The sequence below is a fragment of the Flavobacterium bizetiae genome (assembly GCF_902804475.1).
GTDB lineage: Bacteria > Bacteroidota > Bacteroidia > Flavobacteriales > Flavobacteriaceae > Flavobacterium > Flavobacterium bizetiae.
The window spans coordinates 44,089-59,784 of sequence record NZ_CADCSU010000083.1 but is presented as its reverse complement, the minus strand read 5'-3'; the positions used below and the strand labels follow the sequence as shown (position 1 = coordinate 59,784).

Annotated in this window: 14 protein-coding genes; 11 read left to right on the top strand and 3 right to left on the bottom strand. The window is 34.4% G+C overall.

Features of this window, described 5'->3' with window-relative positions; genetic code table 11:
* Positions 1-6: 6 nt before the first annotated feature.
* Complete coding sequence (locus FLACOL7796_RS09995; RefSeq protein WP_173970652.1) at positions 7-1,425, bottom strand: undecaprenyl-phosphate glucose phosphotransferase; 1,419 nt, start codon at positions 1,423-1,425, stop codon at positions 7-9.
* A gap of 144 nt (positions 1,426-1,569) precedes the next feature.
* Here FLACOL7796_RS09995 and FLACOL7796_RS09990 point away from each other — a divergent pair, with 144 nt between their 5' ends.
* From FLACOL7796_RS09990 to FLACOL7796_RS09965, 6 genes are all read left to right on the top strand, one after another.
* The gene (locus FLACOL7796_RS09990) at positions 1,570-2,535 is read left to right on the top strand and encodes a T9SS C-terminal target domain-containing protein (protein WP_173970651.1); all 966 of its coding nucleotides are present in this window, start codon (positions 1,570-1,572) and stop codon (positions 2,533-2,535) included.
* A gap of 91 nt (positions 2,536-2,626) precedes the next feature.
* On the top strand, positions 2,627-4,489 hold the full coding sequence (locus FLACOL7796_RS09985; protein ID WP_173970650.1) for an ABC-F family ATP-binding cassette domain-containing protein: 1,863 nt from the start codon (positions 2,627-2,629) through the stop codon (positions 4,487-4,489).
* 141 nt (positions 4,490-4,630) lie between these two features.
* Positions 4,631-4,996: a four helix bundle protein gene (locus FLACOL7796_RS09980; RefSeq protein ID WP_173970649.1), complete on the top strand. Its 366-nt coding sequence runs from the start codon at positions 4,631-4,633 to the stop codon at positions 4,994-4,996.
* Positions 4,997-5,042: 46 nt separating this feature from the next.
* Positions 5,043-5,495: an FKBP-type peptidyl-prolyl cis-trans isomerase gene (locus FLACOL7796_RS09975; RefSeq protein ID WP_173970648.1), complete on the top strand. Its 453-nt coding sequence runs from the start codon at positions 5,043-5,045 to the stop codon at positions 5,493-5,495.
* 200 nt (positions 5,496-5,695) lie between these two features.
* Positions 5,696-6,238, top strand: coding sequence for a hypothetical protein (locus FLACOL7796_RS09970; protein WP_173970647.1), 543 nt, complete (start codon positions 5,696-5,698; stop codon positions 6,236-6,238).
* Between the two features lie 86 nt (positions 6,239-6,324).
* Positions 6,325-6,786, top strand: a complete 462-nt coding sequence (locus FLACOL7796_RS09965; protein WP_173970646.1) for a GNAT family N-acetyltransferase — start codon at positions 6,325-6,327, stop codon at positions 6,784-6,786.
* A 108-nt stretch (positions 6,787-6,894) separates the two neighbouring features.
* On the opposite strand, the gene FLACOL7796_RS09960 is transcribed toward FLACOL7796_RS09965, so the two are convergent.
* Positions 6,895-8,445, bottom strand: a complete 1,551-nt coding sequence (locus FLACOL7796_RS09960; RefSeq protein WP_173970671.1) for an SDR family NAD(P)-dependent oxidoreductase — start codon at positions 8,443-8,445, stop codon at positions 6,895-6,897.
* A gap of 170 nt (positions 8,446-8,615) precedes the next feature.
* Between FLACOL7796_RS09960 and FLACOL7796_RS09955 the strand changes: the two genes are divergently transcribed.
* Positions 8,616-9,395, top strand: coding sequence for an O-methyltransferase (locus tag FLACOL7796_RS09955; protein WP_173970645.1), 780 nt, complete (start codon positions 8,616-8,618; stop codon positions 9,393-9,395).
* Between the two features lie 54 nt (positions 9,396-9,449).
* Here the strand turns inward: FLACOL7796_RS09955 and FLACOL7796_RS09950 are convergent, their stop codons facing one another.
* Positions 9,450-10,109: a DUF6565 domain-containing protein gene (locus FLACOL7796_RS09950; protein WP_173970644.1), complete on the bottom strand. Its 660-nt coding sequence runs from the start codon at positions 10,107-10,109 to the stop codon at positions 9,450-9,452.
* Between the two features lie 315 nt (positions 10,110-10,424).
* Here FLACOL7796_RS09950 and FLACOL7796_RS09945 point away from each other — a divergent pair, with 315 nt between their 5' ends.
* The 4 genes from FLACOL7796_RS09945 to secA all read left to right on the top strand — a co-directional run bounded on the left by FLACOL7796_RS09945 (position 10,425) and on the right by secA (position 15,651).
* Positions 10,425-11,111 carry an ABC transporter ATP-binding protein gene (locus tag FLACOL7796_RS09945; RefSeq protein ID WP_173970643.1) on the top strand — a complete coding sequence of 229 codons (687 nt, stop codon included), beginning with the start codon at positions 10,425-10,427 and terminating at the stop codon, positions 11,109-11,111.
* A 101-nt stretch (positions 11,112-11,212) separates the two neighbouring features.
* A complete protein-coding gene (locus FLACOL7796_RS09940; protein ID WP_173970642.1) occupies positions 11,213-11,782 on the top strand; it encodes a cob(I)yrinic acid a,c-diamide adenosyltransferase in 570 nt (189 codons plus the stop codon).
* 215 nt (positions 11,783-11,997) lie between these two features.
* Entirely contained in the window at positions 11,998-12,219 is a 222-nt protein-coding gene (locus tag FLACOL7796_RS09935) for a DUF2795 domain-containing protein (RefSeq protein WP_007138072.1), read from the top strand.
* An 87-nt stretch (positions 12,220-12,306) separates the two neighbouring features.
* A complete protein-coding gene (gene secA / locus FLACOL7796_RS09930) occupies positions 12,307-15,651 on the top strand; it encodes a preprotein translocase subunit SecA (RefSeq protein WP_173970641.1) in 3,345 nt (1,114 codons plus the stop codon).
* Positions 15,652-15,696 lie beyond the last annotated feature (45 nt).

The following is a 15,696-nucleotide window of genomic DNA, read 5'->3' as shown; positions in this document are numbered from 1 at the left end:
AAGGTATTAATACGCGTTTTCTTCGCCTTTGAATATATTAATGATTGTTTTGATGATAATTTTGATGTCGAGCAATAAACTCCAATTTTCGATATACCAGATATCATATTCTACGCGATTTTCCATATCGCTTAACACTTTGGTTTCACCTCGAAAACCGTTAACCTGAGCCCAGCCGGTAATTCCGGGTTTGGCATATTGGCGCACCAAATAGTTATTGATAAGATCGCTGTACTCTTTGGCCAGATTTACCATGTGCGGCCTTGGCCCTACTATAGACATGTCGCCCCATAAAACATTAAAAAACTGCGGCAGTTCATCAATACTGGTTTTACGAATAAAAGCACCAAATTTAGTAATACGGCTATCTCCTTTTTCGGCTTGTTTTCTATGCGCCAAACCGTTTACATACATGCTTCTGAATTTAAAACACATAAATGATCGGTTATCTCGACCTGAACGTTCTTGCTTAAAAAATACAGGTCCAGGCGATTCTATTTTAATGATGAGCATGATAATGGGAAACAACCACGGAAAAATCAATAAAATGACCACTATTGAAAAACAAATATCGAATACTTTTTTTAGAAGTCTGTTTACCGGAAATTCTAAAGGTTCTGTCCTGAACATTAATACAGGCGTATTTTCATAAAAAGCAACCTCAACTTTACTCGATTTGGTGTACAACTGAAAATCCGGAATAAACTTAATCCTGACCATATTTTGTTCGCAAATCCTTGTCAATTCATTAATTACTTCGATATTATCAATGTGTAAAGCCACATACATTTCATCGACTTTTTTCTCGATAACAAATTCTCGAATTGCATCAAATCCTCCTAAAACAGATTTTGGATCTACAATTTCGTCGTCGATATTTTCATCAAAAAAACCTAAAAAACGATATCCGTAAGTTAAATCTTTGGCTAATATTTTGCGTATTTTTTCACCTGATAAATTGGCTCCAACAACAATAAAAGTTTTAAAATTATAGCCTTGTGCTCTAATATACTTTAAAAGCTTCATCGATAGATAACGGGAGATCATCAATAATGCGAAGAAAATCAAATAAAAAGAGACCAGTCTAAGTCGGGAAATATCAGTGTATTTTAAGTAAACAACAAAAATCGAAATTAAAGCGGCATGAATAATTAGCTTTTTGATGGTTCTGACTAATATGGATTCTATTGGTTCTACGCGTATACTTCGGTTAGAATCATTTTGAAGCAATAATGCCACCCAGATTAAAATAGCCAGTAAGGAAACGGTTCTTTCTTCTTTAGATAAAAGTTTATCTAAACTGCCAAATCGGGCCAACGCAGAGAGTATAGTCGCGATATTTAACAATACCACATCTACTATAACAAATAAAAGTTTAAAATAGCGAGAAAAACGGTAATGTGACAGTTTTTGTAAAATTTTCATGCTGGGGAATTATACCTACAAATATTAAATAAAAATCTGATTAATCAGCACCGCAAAATAGCATTTTAATTATATTTTTCAATAGTAATTAAAGCTATTCTTTAAAACTTTACTTTTATATTATGCAAATTTAATATTGCAGCCATGATAAAAACGATTTTATTCTTTTGCCTGATTTTTTCATCGGGATATGCACAAATTAAGGGTTGCACCGATCCGCTTTCTAAAAATTACAACCCGAATGCAACAGTAAATGATGGAAGCTGCTTGTATAAAAATTTTAAAATAAAACCGGAATACTCCATTAAACTAAGTGATTCTATTCATGAAACTTCAGGATTAATTGCTTTCGACAATCTTTTATGGACTCATAATGACGATCATGACAAAACAACCTACGGATTAGATACGTTAGGAAAAATCCACAAAAAAATCATTCTGGACAAAGTAACTAATAATGACTGGGAAGAAATCTCTCAGGATAGCACTCATTTATATATTGGAGATTTTGGAAACAACGCTTCAGGAAACAGAACGGATTTGAATATTCTGAAAATTGAAAAAAAATCTTTCCTGGAACGAAATCCAATTATTGAAAAAATTGCATTTCGTTATTCTGATCAAACTGATTTATCTGCCAAAAAACCAAACACCACCAATTTTGATTGCGAAGCTTTTATCGTCTCCAAGGACAGTATTTATTTGTTTACCAAACAATGGAGTTCTTCTAAAACTACTATTTATGTTTTACCCAAGCAATCCGGCGATCACGTTGCACAACTAAAACATACTCTTGACACCAAAGGTTTGGTAACTGGCGCTACTTATCTGGAAGATAAAAAACTAATTGCACTTTGTGGTTACTCTAAAATTGGTAAACCATTTTTATATCTTTTATACGATTATAGAAACGATGATTTTTTATCCGGAAACAAACGCAGGATTAATGTAAAATTCCCCATACTCCAAATAGAAGGAATTACAACTCAAGATGGTTTGCATTATTATTTAACGAATGAATCTTTGGTGAGAAAACCTATTATTAATGTCCCGCAGCAAATTCATCGTATTGATTTAAGTCCGGTTCTAAATTCCTATCTCCATAAATAATTCGCAAATAGCAATATAAAAGTTTACTTTTGCAAAAAAGTTATGTTTTGCAAAACATTCTTAACTTATAATTTATAACACCTAGTTTATAGTGAATTACTTATCTGTAGAAAATATATCGAAGTCGTTTGGCGAAAAAACGCTTTTTGACAACATTTCATTTGGAATCAATAAAGACCAAAAAATTGCTTTTATTGCTAAAAATGGTTCTGGAAAAACAACCATTATGAGCATTATCAATGGTTTAGATGAACCAGATACTGGTCAGGTAGTTTTAAGAAAAGGCATTAAAATGGCTTTCTTATCGCAAAACAATAATTTGCAGGAAGAACTGACTATTGAAGAAAGTATTTTCGCCTCAGATAATGAGACTTTAAAAGTAATTGAGAAATACGAAAAAGCACTTGAAAATCCGGACGACGAAGAAGCGTATCAAAAAGCTTTTGACGGAATGGACCAACATAATGCATGGGATTTCGAAACGCAATACAAGCAGATTTTATTCAAATTAAAACTGGAAGATTTTAAACTTAAAGTAAAAAATCTTTCGGGTGGACAAAAAAAACGTCTTTCATTGGCGATTATTCTAATCAATCGTCCTGATTTATTGATTCTGGATGAGCCTACCAACCACTTAGATCTTGAAATGATCGAATGGCTTGAAAGTTATTTTGCCAAAGAAAATATCACGTTGTTTATGGTTACGCACGACCGTTTCTTTTTAGAGCGTGTTTGTAATGAAATCATCGAACTTGACAACGGAAAATTATACCAATACAAAGGAAATTATTCTTATTATTTAGAGAAAAAAGAAGAAAGAATCACCTCTGAAAATGCCAGCGTTGACAAAGCAAAAAACTTATTTGTAAAAGAATTAGAATGGATGCGCCGTCAGCCAAAAGCGAGAACAACAAAATCAAAATCGCGTCAGGATGATTTTTATGTAATTAAAGAAAAAGCACAGAGTCGTCGTCGCGAAAACAAAGTCGAGCTTGAAATTAATATGGAACGTATGGGAAGCAAGATTATCGAGCTTCACAAAATTTCTAAAAAATTCAAGGATCATGTTATTCTGGACAACTTTAGTTTCGATTTTCAACGCGGGGAACGTATTGGAATTATTGGTAAAAACGGAACCGGAAAATCTACTTTCTTAAATCTTTTAACCGGAACACTTCCGCTAGATAGTGGTCGCGTGGTAAAAGGTGAAACGATAAAAATTGGTTACTACACACAAACTGGTATCAACCCGAAACCAAATCAGCGTGTAATTGATATTATCAAAGAATACGGAGAATTTATTCCGTTAGCAAAAGGCCGTATGATTTCGGCTTCGCAATTATTAGAGCGTTTTCTTTTTGATGCTAAAAAACAATACGATTTCGTAGAAAAATTAAGTGGTGGAGAATTGAAACGTTTGTATTTATGTACCGTTTTGATTCAGAATCCTAACTTCCTGATTCTGGATGAGCCAACAAACGATTTAGATATTGTTACGCTAAACGTTTTAGAAAGCTTCCTTTTAGATTATCCTGGTTGTTTGCTTGTTGTATCGCACGACCGTTATTTTATGGATAAAATTGTAGATCACTTATTTGTTTTCAGAGGAAATGGTGAAATTGAAAACTTCCCAGGAAACTATTCTGATTTCAGAGCTTATGAAGACAGTGCCGATGTAGCACAAAAAGAAGAAAACAAAGCCGAAAAGAAAGACTGGAAACAAAATAACCCAACAGGAAACCTAACTTTCAATGAGCAAAAAGAATATCAAAAACTAGAAAGAGAAATTAAAGATCTTGAAATAGATAAAACTAAAATCGAACAATTGTTCTCTGACGGAAAAGTAGCCGACGCTGATATCGAGAAAAAAGCAAACGAACTACAAAACATCATCAATAAAATAGACCAGAAAGAAGAACGTTGGTTTGAGCTTTCGGCTAAGATTGAAGGATAAATTTAGTTTTCAGTCTCGGTCTCAGTTTTCAGTCTCAGTTTTCAGTCTCAGTGGCAGTTTTCAGTTTGTCTTTGTAAATACAGCTTCTTTATTAAGTAATCTTTTTCTTTCTTTTTTTTTATTTTTGTAAAAAAGAAAGAAATGGATTTTAAAGAACTATTGGCTTACAAAAAGCCGTTTGAACTTGCAATGGAAATATTTGAACTTTCTAAAGAATTTCCAAAAGAAGAAAGATATTCATTAACTGATCAGATAAGGCGTTCTTCAAGAAGTGTTTCAGCAAATATTGCAGAATCGTATCGAAAGAGAAGATACATCAATCACTTTATAAGTAAATTGACAGATAGTGACGCTGAAAACTCAGAAACCAATGTTTGGCTAGAATTTTCTCTTAGATGTGAATATATCAGTAAGGAAAAATTTGATCAATTGAATATGAAAAATATTGAGATTGGAAAACTAATAAATTACATGATCAACAACCCGGGAAACCGAGACCGAGACTGAAAACTAAATTTTACTATATTTGGAACTTTAAAAAAATCCACACTTTATGAAATACCTTTTAACTTCATTACTGGCATTAACACTTTTTATCTCTTGCTCAAAAGACGACCAAAAAGATTACACTGCCGAAAACGACAAAGAAATCGCTGATTACATCGCAAAAAAAAATCTAACAGCTCACAAAACTGAATCTGGTTTGTATTATGTAATTGATGTTCCGGGAACAGGAACGCAACCTACTGCAAAATCAAATGTTACTGTAGCTTACAGAGGTACATTTACTGACGGAACAGTGTTTGATCAAAGTAGTTCAGATGGACTTTCGTTTAATCTATATGAAGTTATACCAGGATGGACAGAGGGAATTCCTTTTTTCAAAACCGGAGGAAGTGGTATTCTTTTAGTTCCTTCAAGACTTGCTTACGGAAACGACGGTAGAGGAAAAATCCCAGGAGGTGCAGTTCTTGTTTTTGACATTAAACTGATCAAAGTAAACTAAGACATCAAATTTATAATCCATAAAAAGCCACAGCAGAATTATTTTTTGTTGTGGCTTTCTTTTTCTATTAAATAGTCAAAATGAAATAGTAGCAAAAATTTCATTATGTAATGATTCTAAAAAATTGTGTAAAAGATAGTTGGTCTATTTTACGAGCTTTGTTAAAGTGAAAACACATTCACTCTTAAAAACTTATAAAAATGGAAAATTTACATAATCCTGACGGAACGAAACGCGAAGTATTAACTGGAATGTTTTCAGATCGCGACAGTATAGAAAGAGCTTATACTACTTTAAATGATAGAGGTTATACAAAAGATGAAATCAACCTTATCATGTCAGACGAAACCAGAAAAAAACATTATTCTGATAAAGATGATCATTCGGAATTAGGAACAAAAGCAGCCGAAACTGCCGGAACAGGATCTGCCATTGGCGGAACAATTGGCGCTATTGTAGGTGTTGTTGCTGCATTAGGAACAAGTTTAGTTATTCCCGGATTGGGCTTAATTATTGCTGGTCCGCTTGCTGCAGGATTGGCTGGAGCTGGTGCCGGAGGAATTACCGGAGGTTTAATTGGTGCTTTAGTAGGATCTGGAATTCCGGAAGACCGAGCAAAAATTTACGAAGATGGAATTAAAGAAGGAAATGTAGTTTTAGGTGTTCACCCACGTAATAGTGAAGATGCTGAATATTTAGAACAGCAATGGCAAGCTAATAACGGTGTAAATATATACAGATAATCTATTTCTCACTCAATAAAAAAACCACAACAAATAATTTTCTGTTGTGGTTTTTTATTTTTGTCTAAAGAAATATTACGAATAAAATGAAATTTGAAATACAACCTTATAACGACAGATTTAAAGAACAGTTGATTCTTGTTTGGGAAGATTCTGTGCGTGCTACACATCATTTTTTGGCTGCAGCCGATATTGATTATTATAAAACAATTGTATCCGGCATTGATTTTAATTCTTTTCCAGTATTTTGTCTTATAGAAACAGAAACTGATACAGTAGGTGGATTTATGGGCATTGCAGATTATAAAATCGAAATGTTGTTCTTAGCACCGGAACATATTGGAAAAGGATTGGGCAAAACATTATTGAATTTTGCTATTAATGAACTGGATGTAGACAAAGTCGACGTAAACGAACAAAATCAAAGTGCTGTAAATTTTTATTCAAAATTTGGATTTGTACGCTACGATAGGACTGATAAAGATGATGAAGGAAAAGACTACCCTATTTTAAAAATGAAACTAGAAAACGTAGCTAATAAAATTTAAAAGTATCATTTTATAATTTCAAAAAAGCCACAACAAAATTTAATTCTATTGTGGCTTTTGTGGATCAGGCAGAAAACTAATAACTTTGACCGGGACTGAAAACTAATTCTACCACGGAATCGGGTTATAATCTTTCAGGAATTTTCCACACCAATGCTTTCCTGTATTGATTCCGTCAAACAAAGGATCCATAACACGTGCTGCACCATCAACAATATCCAATGGTGGTTGAAAATCTTCTAATTCCTGTTTCTTTTTGGCTAATTCGGCAGGATCTTCATCGGTTACCCAGCCTGTATCAACGGCATTCATAAAAATACCATGTTTGGCCAAAGTTCCGGATGATGTATGTGTTAGCATGTTCAGCGCTGCTTTTGCCATATTGGTATGCGGATGACGATCTTCTTTAAAAAAGCGATGAAACTTTCCTTCCATTGCCGAGACATTAATAATATGTTTTTGTCCTGTATTGTCTTTTTTCATGACTTCCGAAAGTCGGTTGCATAATACAAAAGGCGCAACAGAATTTACCAATTGCACTTCGATCATTTCGGTAGTTTCAATTTGACCTAAACGCAAACGCCAACTATTCGTTTTACGCAAATCAACTTGTTGTAAATCGGCATCGAGTTCTCCTTCAGGAAATACTTCATTAGCAACCAATGCATTATCAAACGAATACGGAATTTGTGACAATTGAGCCGAAGCTCGCAGACCAATTCCAGGTTCAGGTCCGTGCCAGGTTACCGGCATATTTTCGTTGGAAGAAGCTCCAGTTGTCAGGATTTTCAATTCATCCAGACAATTAAGATGATCCGCTAATAATTCCTGAGCTTGTTTTGGCAATGCGCTTAGAGGCAATTCTTCATTTTGCATTAAATGCGAATAAAACCCCGCAGGACGTCTTACCGTTTGTGCTGCATTATTAATTAAAATATCGAGGCGTTCGTATTTTTGCTCAATAAAATTGCAAAAAATCTCCACACTCGGAATATGTCGTAAATCTAAACCATGAATTTTTAGGCGATGCCCCCACTCCATAAAATCTTCTTCTTTGGCAAAACGCAAAGCCGAATCTACAGGAAAACGAGTTGTAGCAATAACAGTTGCTCCGCCACGCAAAAGCATTAATGTAATATGATATCCAATTTTTAAACGAGAACCCGTAATAATTGCAACTTGTCCTTTTACATCAGCGGTCTGGAAACGTTTGGCATAATTAAAATCGCCACAATCTGTACACATTGTATCATAGAAATGATGCATTTTAGTAAATTCTGTTTTACAAACGTAGCAATTTCTTGGAGTTTCAAGTTCTAATTGCTCTTTGTGAGCAAGATCATTAAGAGCTAATAATTTAGGTGCAACAAATATGCTGGCTTCACGTGCATGACGAATTCCCGTTTCTTTACGAGCGGTTTTGTCTTTCTTTTCTTTTTTACGTTTAGCAGCCTGAACTCCGTCTTTTTTTCTTCTGGAAAATTCATCTCTGTCAGGTCTCGAAAACATTCCCGCTTCTTTGATCAGAGCAATTCGCTGTTCTTTCGGAATATCAAATATCTGATCTGTATTGGCATTCAATTGTGCTAAAATAGCAATGCATCGATTAATTTCTTCAGAAGATATCTTGCTTATATCTTCTATTTCTTCCTTCAACATCATAAAAAACGTATTACTATTAGCTTAAATTAAAGTTCGCAAATATAGTCTTTTTAATAGTCATAAAGTTCAAAGTCAAAAGTCGTAAAGTATCGCTTTGTATCTTTAAAACTTTCGACTTTACGACTTTCGACTTTTTTGTATCTTCGCAGCCAGATGTAACTATTTCTATGCTATTTCAGATAAAATCTTATTTAAAATTCCTTTGGAATTCCAAAAACGAACACGGAGTACATTCTCCATTTGTATTTAATTTACTGACGAAATGTTTTTACGATAAAAAATCAAAACCTGAATATTCAATTTTGAAACGGTATCGACAATCACTCACAGAAAATAAAAATTTCATAGAAGTTACTGATTTTGGTGCGGGATCAAAAGTATTCAAATCAAACAGAAGGCAAATATCCAAAATAGCCACAACAGCAGGAATTTCGCCAAAACGTGCCGAATTACTATTTAGAGTTACGAATTATTTTCAGCCAAAAAATATTCTCGAAATAGGCACATCACTTGGTCTTGCCACTTCTGCTTTAGCATTAGGCAATCCAAAAGCAAAAATTATCACACTAGAAGGTTGTCCGGAAACGGGAAATGTTGCTAAAAACCATTTAGATCATTTTGATTGCAAAAATGTTGATACGATTATAACTGAATTTGAAGACTTTTTAGTTCGTACAAATCTTCAGGCTACAGATTACGACCTAATTTATTTTGATGGAAATCATTCAAAAAAAGCAACATTAGCGTATTTCGATCTTTTACTGACTACTATCACCAACGATTCTGTTTGGATTTTTGATGATATTCATTGGTCACCTGAAATGGAAGAAGCCTGGAAAGCCATTAAAGATCATCCAAAAGTTACCGTAACCATTGATACTTTTCAATGGGGATTTGTATTTTTCAGGTACGAACAGGAAAAAGAACATTTTGTAATTAGGGCATAAAAAAAATGGCAACCATTTCTGATTGCCATTCTAATACTAATTCAATATACTTAATTATTTTTTTGCATCCTTGTTTTCTTCAGATTTTGCTCCCATTCTGTTAAGAGTGTACATTGGAGCAAATTTCACTTTCAAACCAGCAATTTTTCTGTTATCTTCAGATGTAAGACCTTCTTTTTCAACCGTATTTTTTCGGCTGTCAAGTGCTTCATACATGATTTTAATTTTATCCCAATCTTCACGGGAATATTTATCTTTATTATTTTCTACGGTATGAACAAATTGTTGGTATACGCTATGAATATTTTTAGCATTTACCCAGTCAAAATTCATATCCTCTCCAATTTTTCCTTCACCAAATAAGGAATTTCTTAATTGTTGTTGCGGGCTTGGAGCCGGAGGGGCAAAAACGGTGGTCATTTCTTTTTTAAACTCTTCGTATTTTGTTTTACTCGCATTTATTTTTTCTGTCGCAGCAGAGTTGTCTTTAATGTCTGCAAGTGCCACCTGAGCTTCTGCAGCTTTTCTGTCATATTCTGCTTCAACATCTTTCCAATCGGCTTTTAGATCATCGGCTTTTACATTTTTAACCGAATCAACGTAGGCTACATAAGCATCGACTGTTTTTTGAGCTTTTTCTTGTTTTTCATCTTTACACGATGTAAAGGCTAGTGCAATAAATGCAATTCCTGATAATAATTGTATGTTTTTCATAATTCTGATTATTTTACGATTAGATATTAACAAATATAGGCTACATAAAAGCGCTTAACATTACATAATTATCACTTTTATAACATTTAAAACATTATAATTCAATAAAATCAAGAAAAAATGGTAATTATACAAAAACAATCCGCAACGATATAACATCTTTTAATAGGATTGGTTTATACTTTAAATAGAAACAGTAAACATGTAAGAGTGATTACTTAAACACAGTCATTTCTGTAACAAAAATCAATTATGGACTACTTATCATTTATTGAAAAGTGTTTTGTACTTTTAAATCCAAAATTGTAAATCGAAATGGCAAACCCATTAATTAAAATAACCGACATTAAACGAAACTTTGTATTAGGCAACGAAATTGTTTATGTATTAAAAGGAATAGACTTAGAAATCAACAAAGGCGAATACGTAGCTTTAATGGGACCTTCAGGATCCGGAAAGTCGACTTTAATGAATTTATTGGGTTGCCTAGATACGCCAACTTCCGGACATTATGTGTTAAACGGAAAAGATGTAAGCCAAATGAAAGATGATGAATTGGCCGGAATTCGAAACAAAGAAATTGGATTCGTTTTTCAGACCTTTAATCTTTTACCCAGAACAACCGCTTTAGATAATGTGGCGTTACCTATGATTTACGCCGGATATTCAAAATCCGAAAGAAATGCTCGCGCTACAGAAGTTTTAAAACAAGTAAATCTGGCCGACAGAATGGATCACCAACCCAATCAGCTATCAGGAGGTCAACGTCAGCGTGTTGCCATTGCCAGAGCTTTGGTCAACAAACCTTCGATTATTTTAGCCGATGAACCTACAGGAAACTTAGACAGTAAAACCTCTGTAGAAATCATGAAACTTTTTGGCGATATTCATGCTCAGGGAAATACTGTAATTCTGGTAACTCACGAAGAAGACATTGCGGCCTATGCACATCGTGTAATTCGTTTACGTGATGGTTTGATTGAAAGCGACACAACTAAATAATTTTAGAATTTTGATTTTAGATTTTAGATTATTTTCTAAATCTAAAATTTGAGCTACAGCATTTCAATCTAAAATCATAAATCTACAATCTAAAATAAAAAATGAAAGTATATACAAAAACTGGAGACAAAGGAACAACTGCTCTTTTTGGAGGCACGCGCGTTCCTAAAGATCACATTCGCATTGACAGTTACGGGACTGTCGACGAATTGAACTCCTATATAGGACTCATTCGCGATCAGGAAATGGATGCGCATTATAAAACCATATTAATCGAAATTCAGGACCGTCTTTTTACCGTTGGAGCAATTTTAGCAACTCCGGCAGAAAAAGAAGTTTTAAAAAACGGTGAACTTCGACTAAAAAATCTCGGAATAATCGATTCTGATATTGAATTATTAGAAAACGAAATAGACAAAATGGAAGAAAGCCTTCCGCAAATGACTCATTTTGTTTTGCCAGGAGGACATCCAACCGTGTCACATTGTCATATTGCACGTTGTATATGCCGTCGTGCAGAGCGTTTGGCAGTACATTTAAGTCATAATGAACACGTTCCTGAAATCGCAATTAAGTACTTAAACCGACTTTCTGACTACCTTTTTGTCTTGGCACGGAAGTTGTCCTCAGACTTAAAAGCGGATGAAGTGAAGTGGATTCCCAGAAAGTAAACAGTCGCAGTTTTAAGTTTTAAGACTACAAGCAGCACCAAAAACTGAATACAAAAAATACAGCAATCAGTAACAAATTTCAGTTTTAAGACTGAAAACTGGCACTGAAAACTGAATACGAGTAGAGACGTTCTTAAATTTTATTAAAATAAATCAAAATTTACTTGTCTTTTTCAGTAAAAAATTTATTTTTGCACAAACTAAACAGATAACAGATGTATTGGACATTAGAATTAGCATCTTATTTAAGTGATGCGCCATGGCCTGCTAACAAAGATGAACTTATAGACTACGCTATTAGAGCTGGTGCTCCATTAGAAGTAGTAGAAAACCTTCAATCAATCGAAGATGAAGGAGAGATATATGAATCAATGGAAGAAATTTGGCCTGATTATCCAACAGACGAAGATTATCTTTGGAACGAGGATGAATATTAAAAAATAAACCAAAGAAAAAAGTCTCATCACCGAGGCTTTTTTTTTGGTTCAAATACACATTTACATAAAATAGAAATACAATAAATCATGAGTTTCATAAACAGTATTATTAAAGTCTTTGTAGGTGATAAATCACAGAAAGATGTCAAAGCTTTACAGCCCTATTTAAACAAAATTAAAACATTCGAAACCAGCTTAATGAGTTTGTCTCACGACGAATTGAGAGCTAGAACCGTATTTTTTAAACAAAAAATAAAAGAAGCAAGAGCTGATAAAGATGCTAAAATTGCTGCTCTTAAAGCAGAAGTTGAAAACATCGAAGACATCGACAAAAGAGAAGATCTTTATGATGCTATCGATTCTCTTGAAAAAGAAGCATACGAAATCTCAGAAAAAACTTTACTGGAGATTCTTCCGGAAGCTTTTTCTGTGGTTAAAGAAACAGCGCGTCGTTTTAAAGACAATTCATTTATTGAAGTTACTGCTACGCCAAAAGACCGCGAATTTTCAGCTACAAAAACTTATGTTACTATAGAAGGTGACAAAGCAACCTGGGCAAACAAATGGAATGCTGCCGGAAAAGAAATTACTTGGGACATGATTCACTACGATGTTCAGTTAATTGGTGGTATGGTTTTACACGAAGGTAAAGTTGCAGAGATGCAAACGGGTGAAGGTAAAACTTTAGTAGCTACACTTCCGCTTTACTTAAACGCTTTAACAGGAAACGGTGTTCACTTAGTAACGGTGAATGACTACTTGGCAAAACGTGATAGTACATGGAAAGCACCTTTATTCGAATTTCATGGTTTAACTGTTGATTGTATCGATAATCACCAGCCAAGTACAGAACAAAGAAAACAAGCATATGATGCTGATATCACTTACGGAACCAACAACGAATTTGGTTTTGACTACTTAAGAGATAACATGGCACACTCTCCTGGAGATTTAGTGCAAAGAAAACACAACTACGCAATTGTCGATGAGGTCGATTCTGTATTAATTGATGATGCAAGAACGCCACTTATTATTTCAGGACCGGTTCCTCAGGGAGATCGTCATGAATTTAATGAGTTGAAACCAAAAATCGAAAACTTAGTTGCACAACAACGTCAGTTAGCAAATGGTTTCTTAGCAGAAGCTAAAAAACTTATCAAAGAAGGAAACACTAAAGAAGGTGGATTCTTATTATTGAGAGCTTACAGAAGTTTACCTAAAAACAAAGCATTAATTAAATTTTTGAGTGAAGAAGGAATCAAACAATTACTTCAAAAAACCGAAAATCAATACATGCAGGATAACAATCGCGAAATGCATAAAGTGGATGAAGCTTTGTATTTTGTAATTGAAGAAAAAAACAATCAAGTTGAATTGACTGATAATGGTATTCAATACCTTTCAGGAGATACAGATCCTGACTTTTTCGTACTTCCGGATATTGGAACTGAAATTGCAGCGATCGAAAAACAAAAACTGGATAAAGATGGTGAAGCAGAAGCTAAAGAAAGATTATTCCAGGATTTTGGAGTAAAAAGCGAGCGTATCCATACTCTTACTCAGCTTTTAAAAGCGTATGCTCTTTTTGAAAAAGATGTAGAATACGTGATCATGGACAACAAAATTATGATTGTCGATGAGCAAACAGGTCGTATCATGGATGGTCGTCGTTACTCTGACGGATTACACCAGGCGATTGAAGCTAAAGAAAATGTAAAAATCGAAGCTGCTACACAAACTTTTGCAACTGTTACATTACAGAATTATTTCAGAATGTACAGCAAATTAGGTGGTATGACAGGAACAGCAGTTACAGAAGCTGGAGAGTTATGGCAGATTTATAAATTAGACGTGGTGGAAATTCCAACCAACCGTCCGATTGCAAGACAAGACAAAGAAGATTACATCTACAAAACTACACGTGAAAAATTCAATGCTGTAATCGAAGATGTTACTGAATTATCAAACGCAGGAAGACCAGTATTAATTGGAACAACTTCTGTAGAGATTTCAGAATTATTAAGCCGAATGTTGAAAATGAGAGGCGTTACGCATAACGTTTTGAATGCTAAAATGCACAAACAAGAGGCACAAATCGTAGAAGAAGCAGGAAAAGCCGGAGTTGTAACTATTGCAACAAACATGGCTGGTCGTGGTACCGATATTAAATTAACTCCAGAAGTAAAAGCTGCCGGAGGTTTAGCAATCGTGGGTACAGAGCGTCATGATTCCCGTCGTGTAGACAGACAGTTACGTGGTCGTGCAGGACGTCAGGGAGATCCGGGAAGTTCTCAATTCTATGTTTCGCTTGAAGATAACCTAATGCGTTTATTTGGTTCTGAAAGAGTAGCTAAAGTGATGGATAGAATGGGACTTCAGGAAGGTGAAGTTATCCAACATTCTATGATGACTAAATCTATCGAGCGTGCTCAGAAAAAAGTAGAAGAAAACAACTTTGGTGTTCGTAAACGTTTATTAGAATATGATGACGTAATGAACTCTCAACGTGAGGTTGTATACAAACGTCGTCGTCACGCTTTATTTGGTGAGCGTTTGAAACTGGATATTGCAAACATGCTTTATGATACTTGCGAATTAATCGTGAGCAACAATAAAATAGCTAATGATTTCAAAACATTTGATTTTGATTTGATTCGTTATTTCGGAATTACATCTCCAATTTCTGAAGCAGATTTTACAAAATTATCAGATATTGAAGTAACTGGAAAAGTGTACAAAGAAGCTTTAGCTTTCTATACTGAAAAAACAGAAAGAAGCGCTAGAGAAGCTTTCCCAATTATTCAGGGAGTTTACGAAGAGCCAAACAATCATTTTGAGCGTATCGTAGTTCCGTTTACTGACGGAATCAAAACGCTAAATGTAGTTACAGACCTGAAAAAAGCATACGACAGCCAAGGTGCTCAGTTAATTGCTGATTTCGAGAAAAACATCACTTTATCTATTGTTGATGAGGCCTGGAAAAAACACTTACGTAAAATGGACGAATTGAAGCAATCTGTTCAGTTAGCCGTTCACGAACAAAAAGATCCATTGCTTATTTACAAATTAGAAGCATTTAATTTGTTTAGAGGAATGTTAGACAACGTTAACAAAGAAGTAATTTCATTCTTATTCAAAGGTGATTTACCAGCTCAAAACGTTCCTGAAATTCACGAAGCAAGAGAAGTTCGCCAAAAAGAAAACTTCAAGTTAAGCAAAGACGAAATTGTAAACAGCGAAGACATCAACCGCGAAGCTGGAGAAACACAACAACGTCAGGTTACAGAAACCATCGTGAGAGACAATCCAAAAATCAATCGTAATGACAACGTAACAATTCAGGAAGTTGCTACTGGTAAAACAGAAACAATGAAATTCAAAAAAGCAGAAACGCTATTAGCTTCAGGAGCTTGGGTTATTGTTAAAGAATAATTTTTTCAGTATTCAGTCTCAGTTTTCAGTTTACAGACTGGTACT

What these genes read in the sequence shown, in the direction of transcription:
- FLACOL7796_RS09950 (WP_173970644.1), bottom strand. Translation starts at nt 10,109, where the DNA reads ATGAAAAACATACAATTATTATCAGGAATTGCATTTATTGCACTAGCC.
- FLACOL7796_RS09990 (WP_173970651.1), top strand. Translation starts at nt 1,570, where the DNA reads ATGATAAAAACGATTTTATTCTTTTGCCTGATTTTTTCATCGGGATAT.
- FLACOL7796_RS09955 (WP_173970645.1), top strand. Translation starts at nt 8,616, where the DNA reads ATGCTATTTCAGATAAAATCTTATTTAAAATTCCTTTGGAATTCCAAA.
- FLACOL7796_RS09940 (WP_173970642.1), top strand. Translation starts at nt 11,213, where the DNA reads ATGAAAGTATATACAAAAACTGGAGACAAAGGAACAACTGCTCTTTTT.
- FLACOL7796_RS09995 (WP_173970652.1), bottom strand. Translation starts at nt 1,425, where the DNA reads ATGAAAATTTTACAAAAACTGTCACATTACCGTTTTTCTCGCTATTTT.
- secA (WP_173970641.1), top strand. Translation starts at nt 12,307, where the DNA reads ATGAGTTTCATAAACAGTATTATTAAAGTCTTTGTAGGTGATAAATCA.
- FLACOL7796_RS09970 (WP_173970647.1), top strand. Translation starts at nt 5,696, where the DNA reads ATGGAAAATTTACATAATCCTGACGGAACGAAACGCGAAGTATTAACT.
- FLACOL7796_RS09975 (WP_173970648.1), top strand. Translation starts at nt 5,043, where the DNA reads ATGAAATACCTTTTAACTTCATTACTGGCATTAACACTTTTTATCTCT.
- FLACOL7796_RS09960 (WP_173970671.1), bottom strand. Translation starts at nt 8,445, where the DNA reads ATGTTGAAGGAAGAAATAGAAGATATAAGCAAGATATCTTCTGAAGAA.
- FLACOL7796_RS09980 (WP_173970649.1), top strand. Translation starts at nt 4,631, where the DNA reads ATGGATTTTAAAGAACTATTGGCTTACAAAAAGCCGTTTGAACTTGCA.
- FLACOL7796_RS09965 (WP_173970646.1), top strand. Translation starts at nt 6,325, where the DNA reads ATGAAATTTGAAATACAACCTTATAACGACAGATTTAAAGAACAGTTG.
- FLACOL7796_RS09945 (WP_173970643.1), top strand. Translation starts at nt 10,425, where the DNA reads ATGGCAAACCCATTAATTAAAATAACCGACATTAAACGAAACTTTGTA.
- FLACOL7796_RS09935 (WP_007138072.1), top strand. Translation starts at nt 11,998, where the DNA reads ATGTATTGGACATTAGAATTAGCATCTTATTTAAGTGATGCGCCATGG.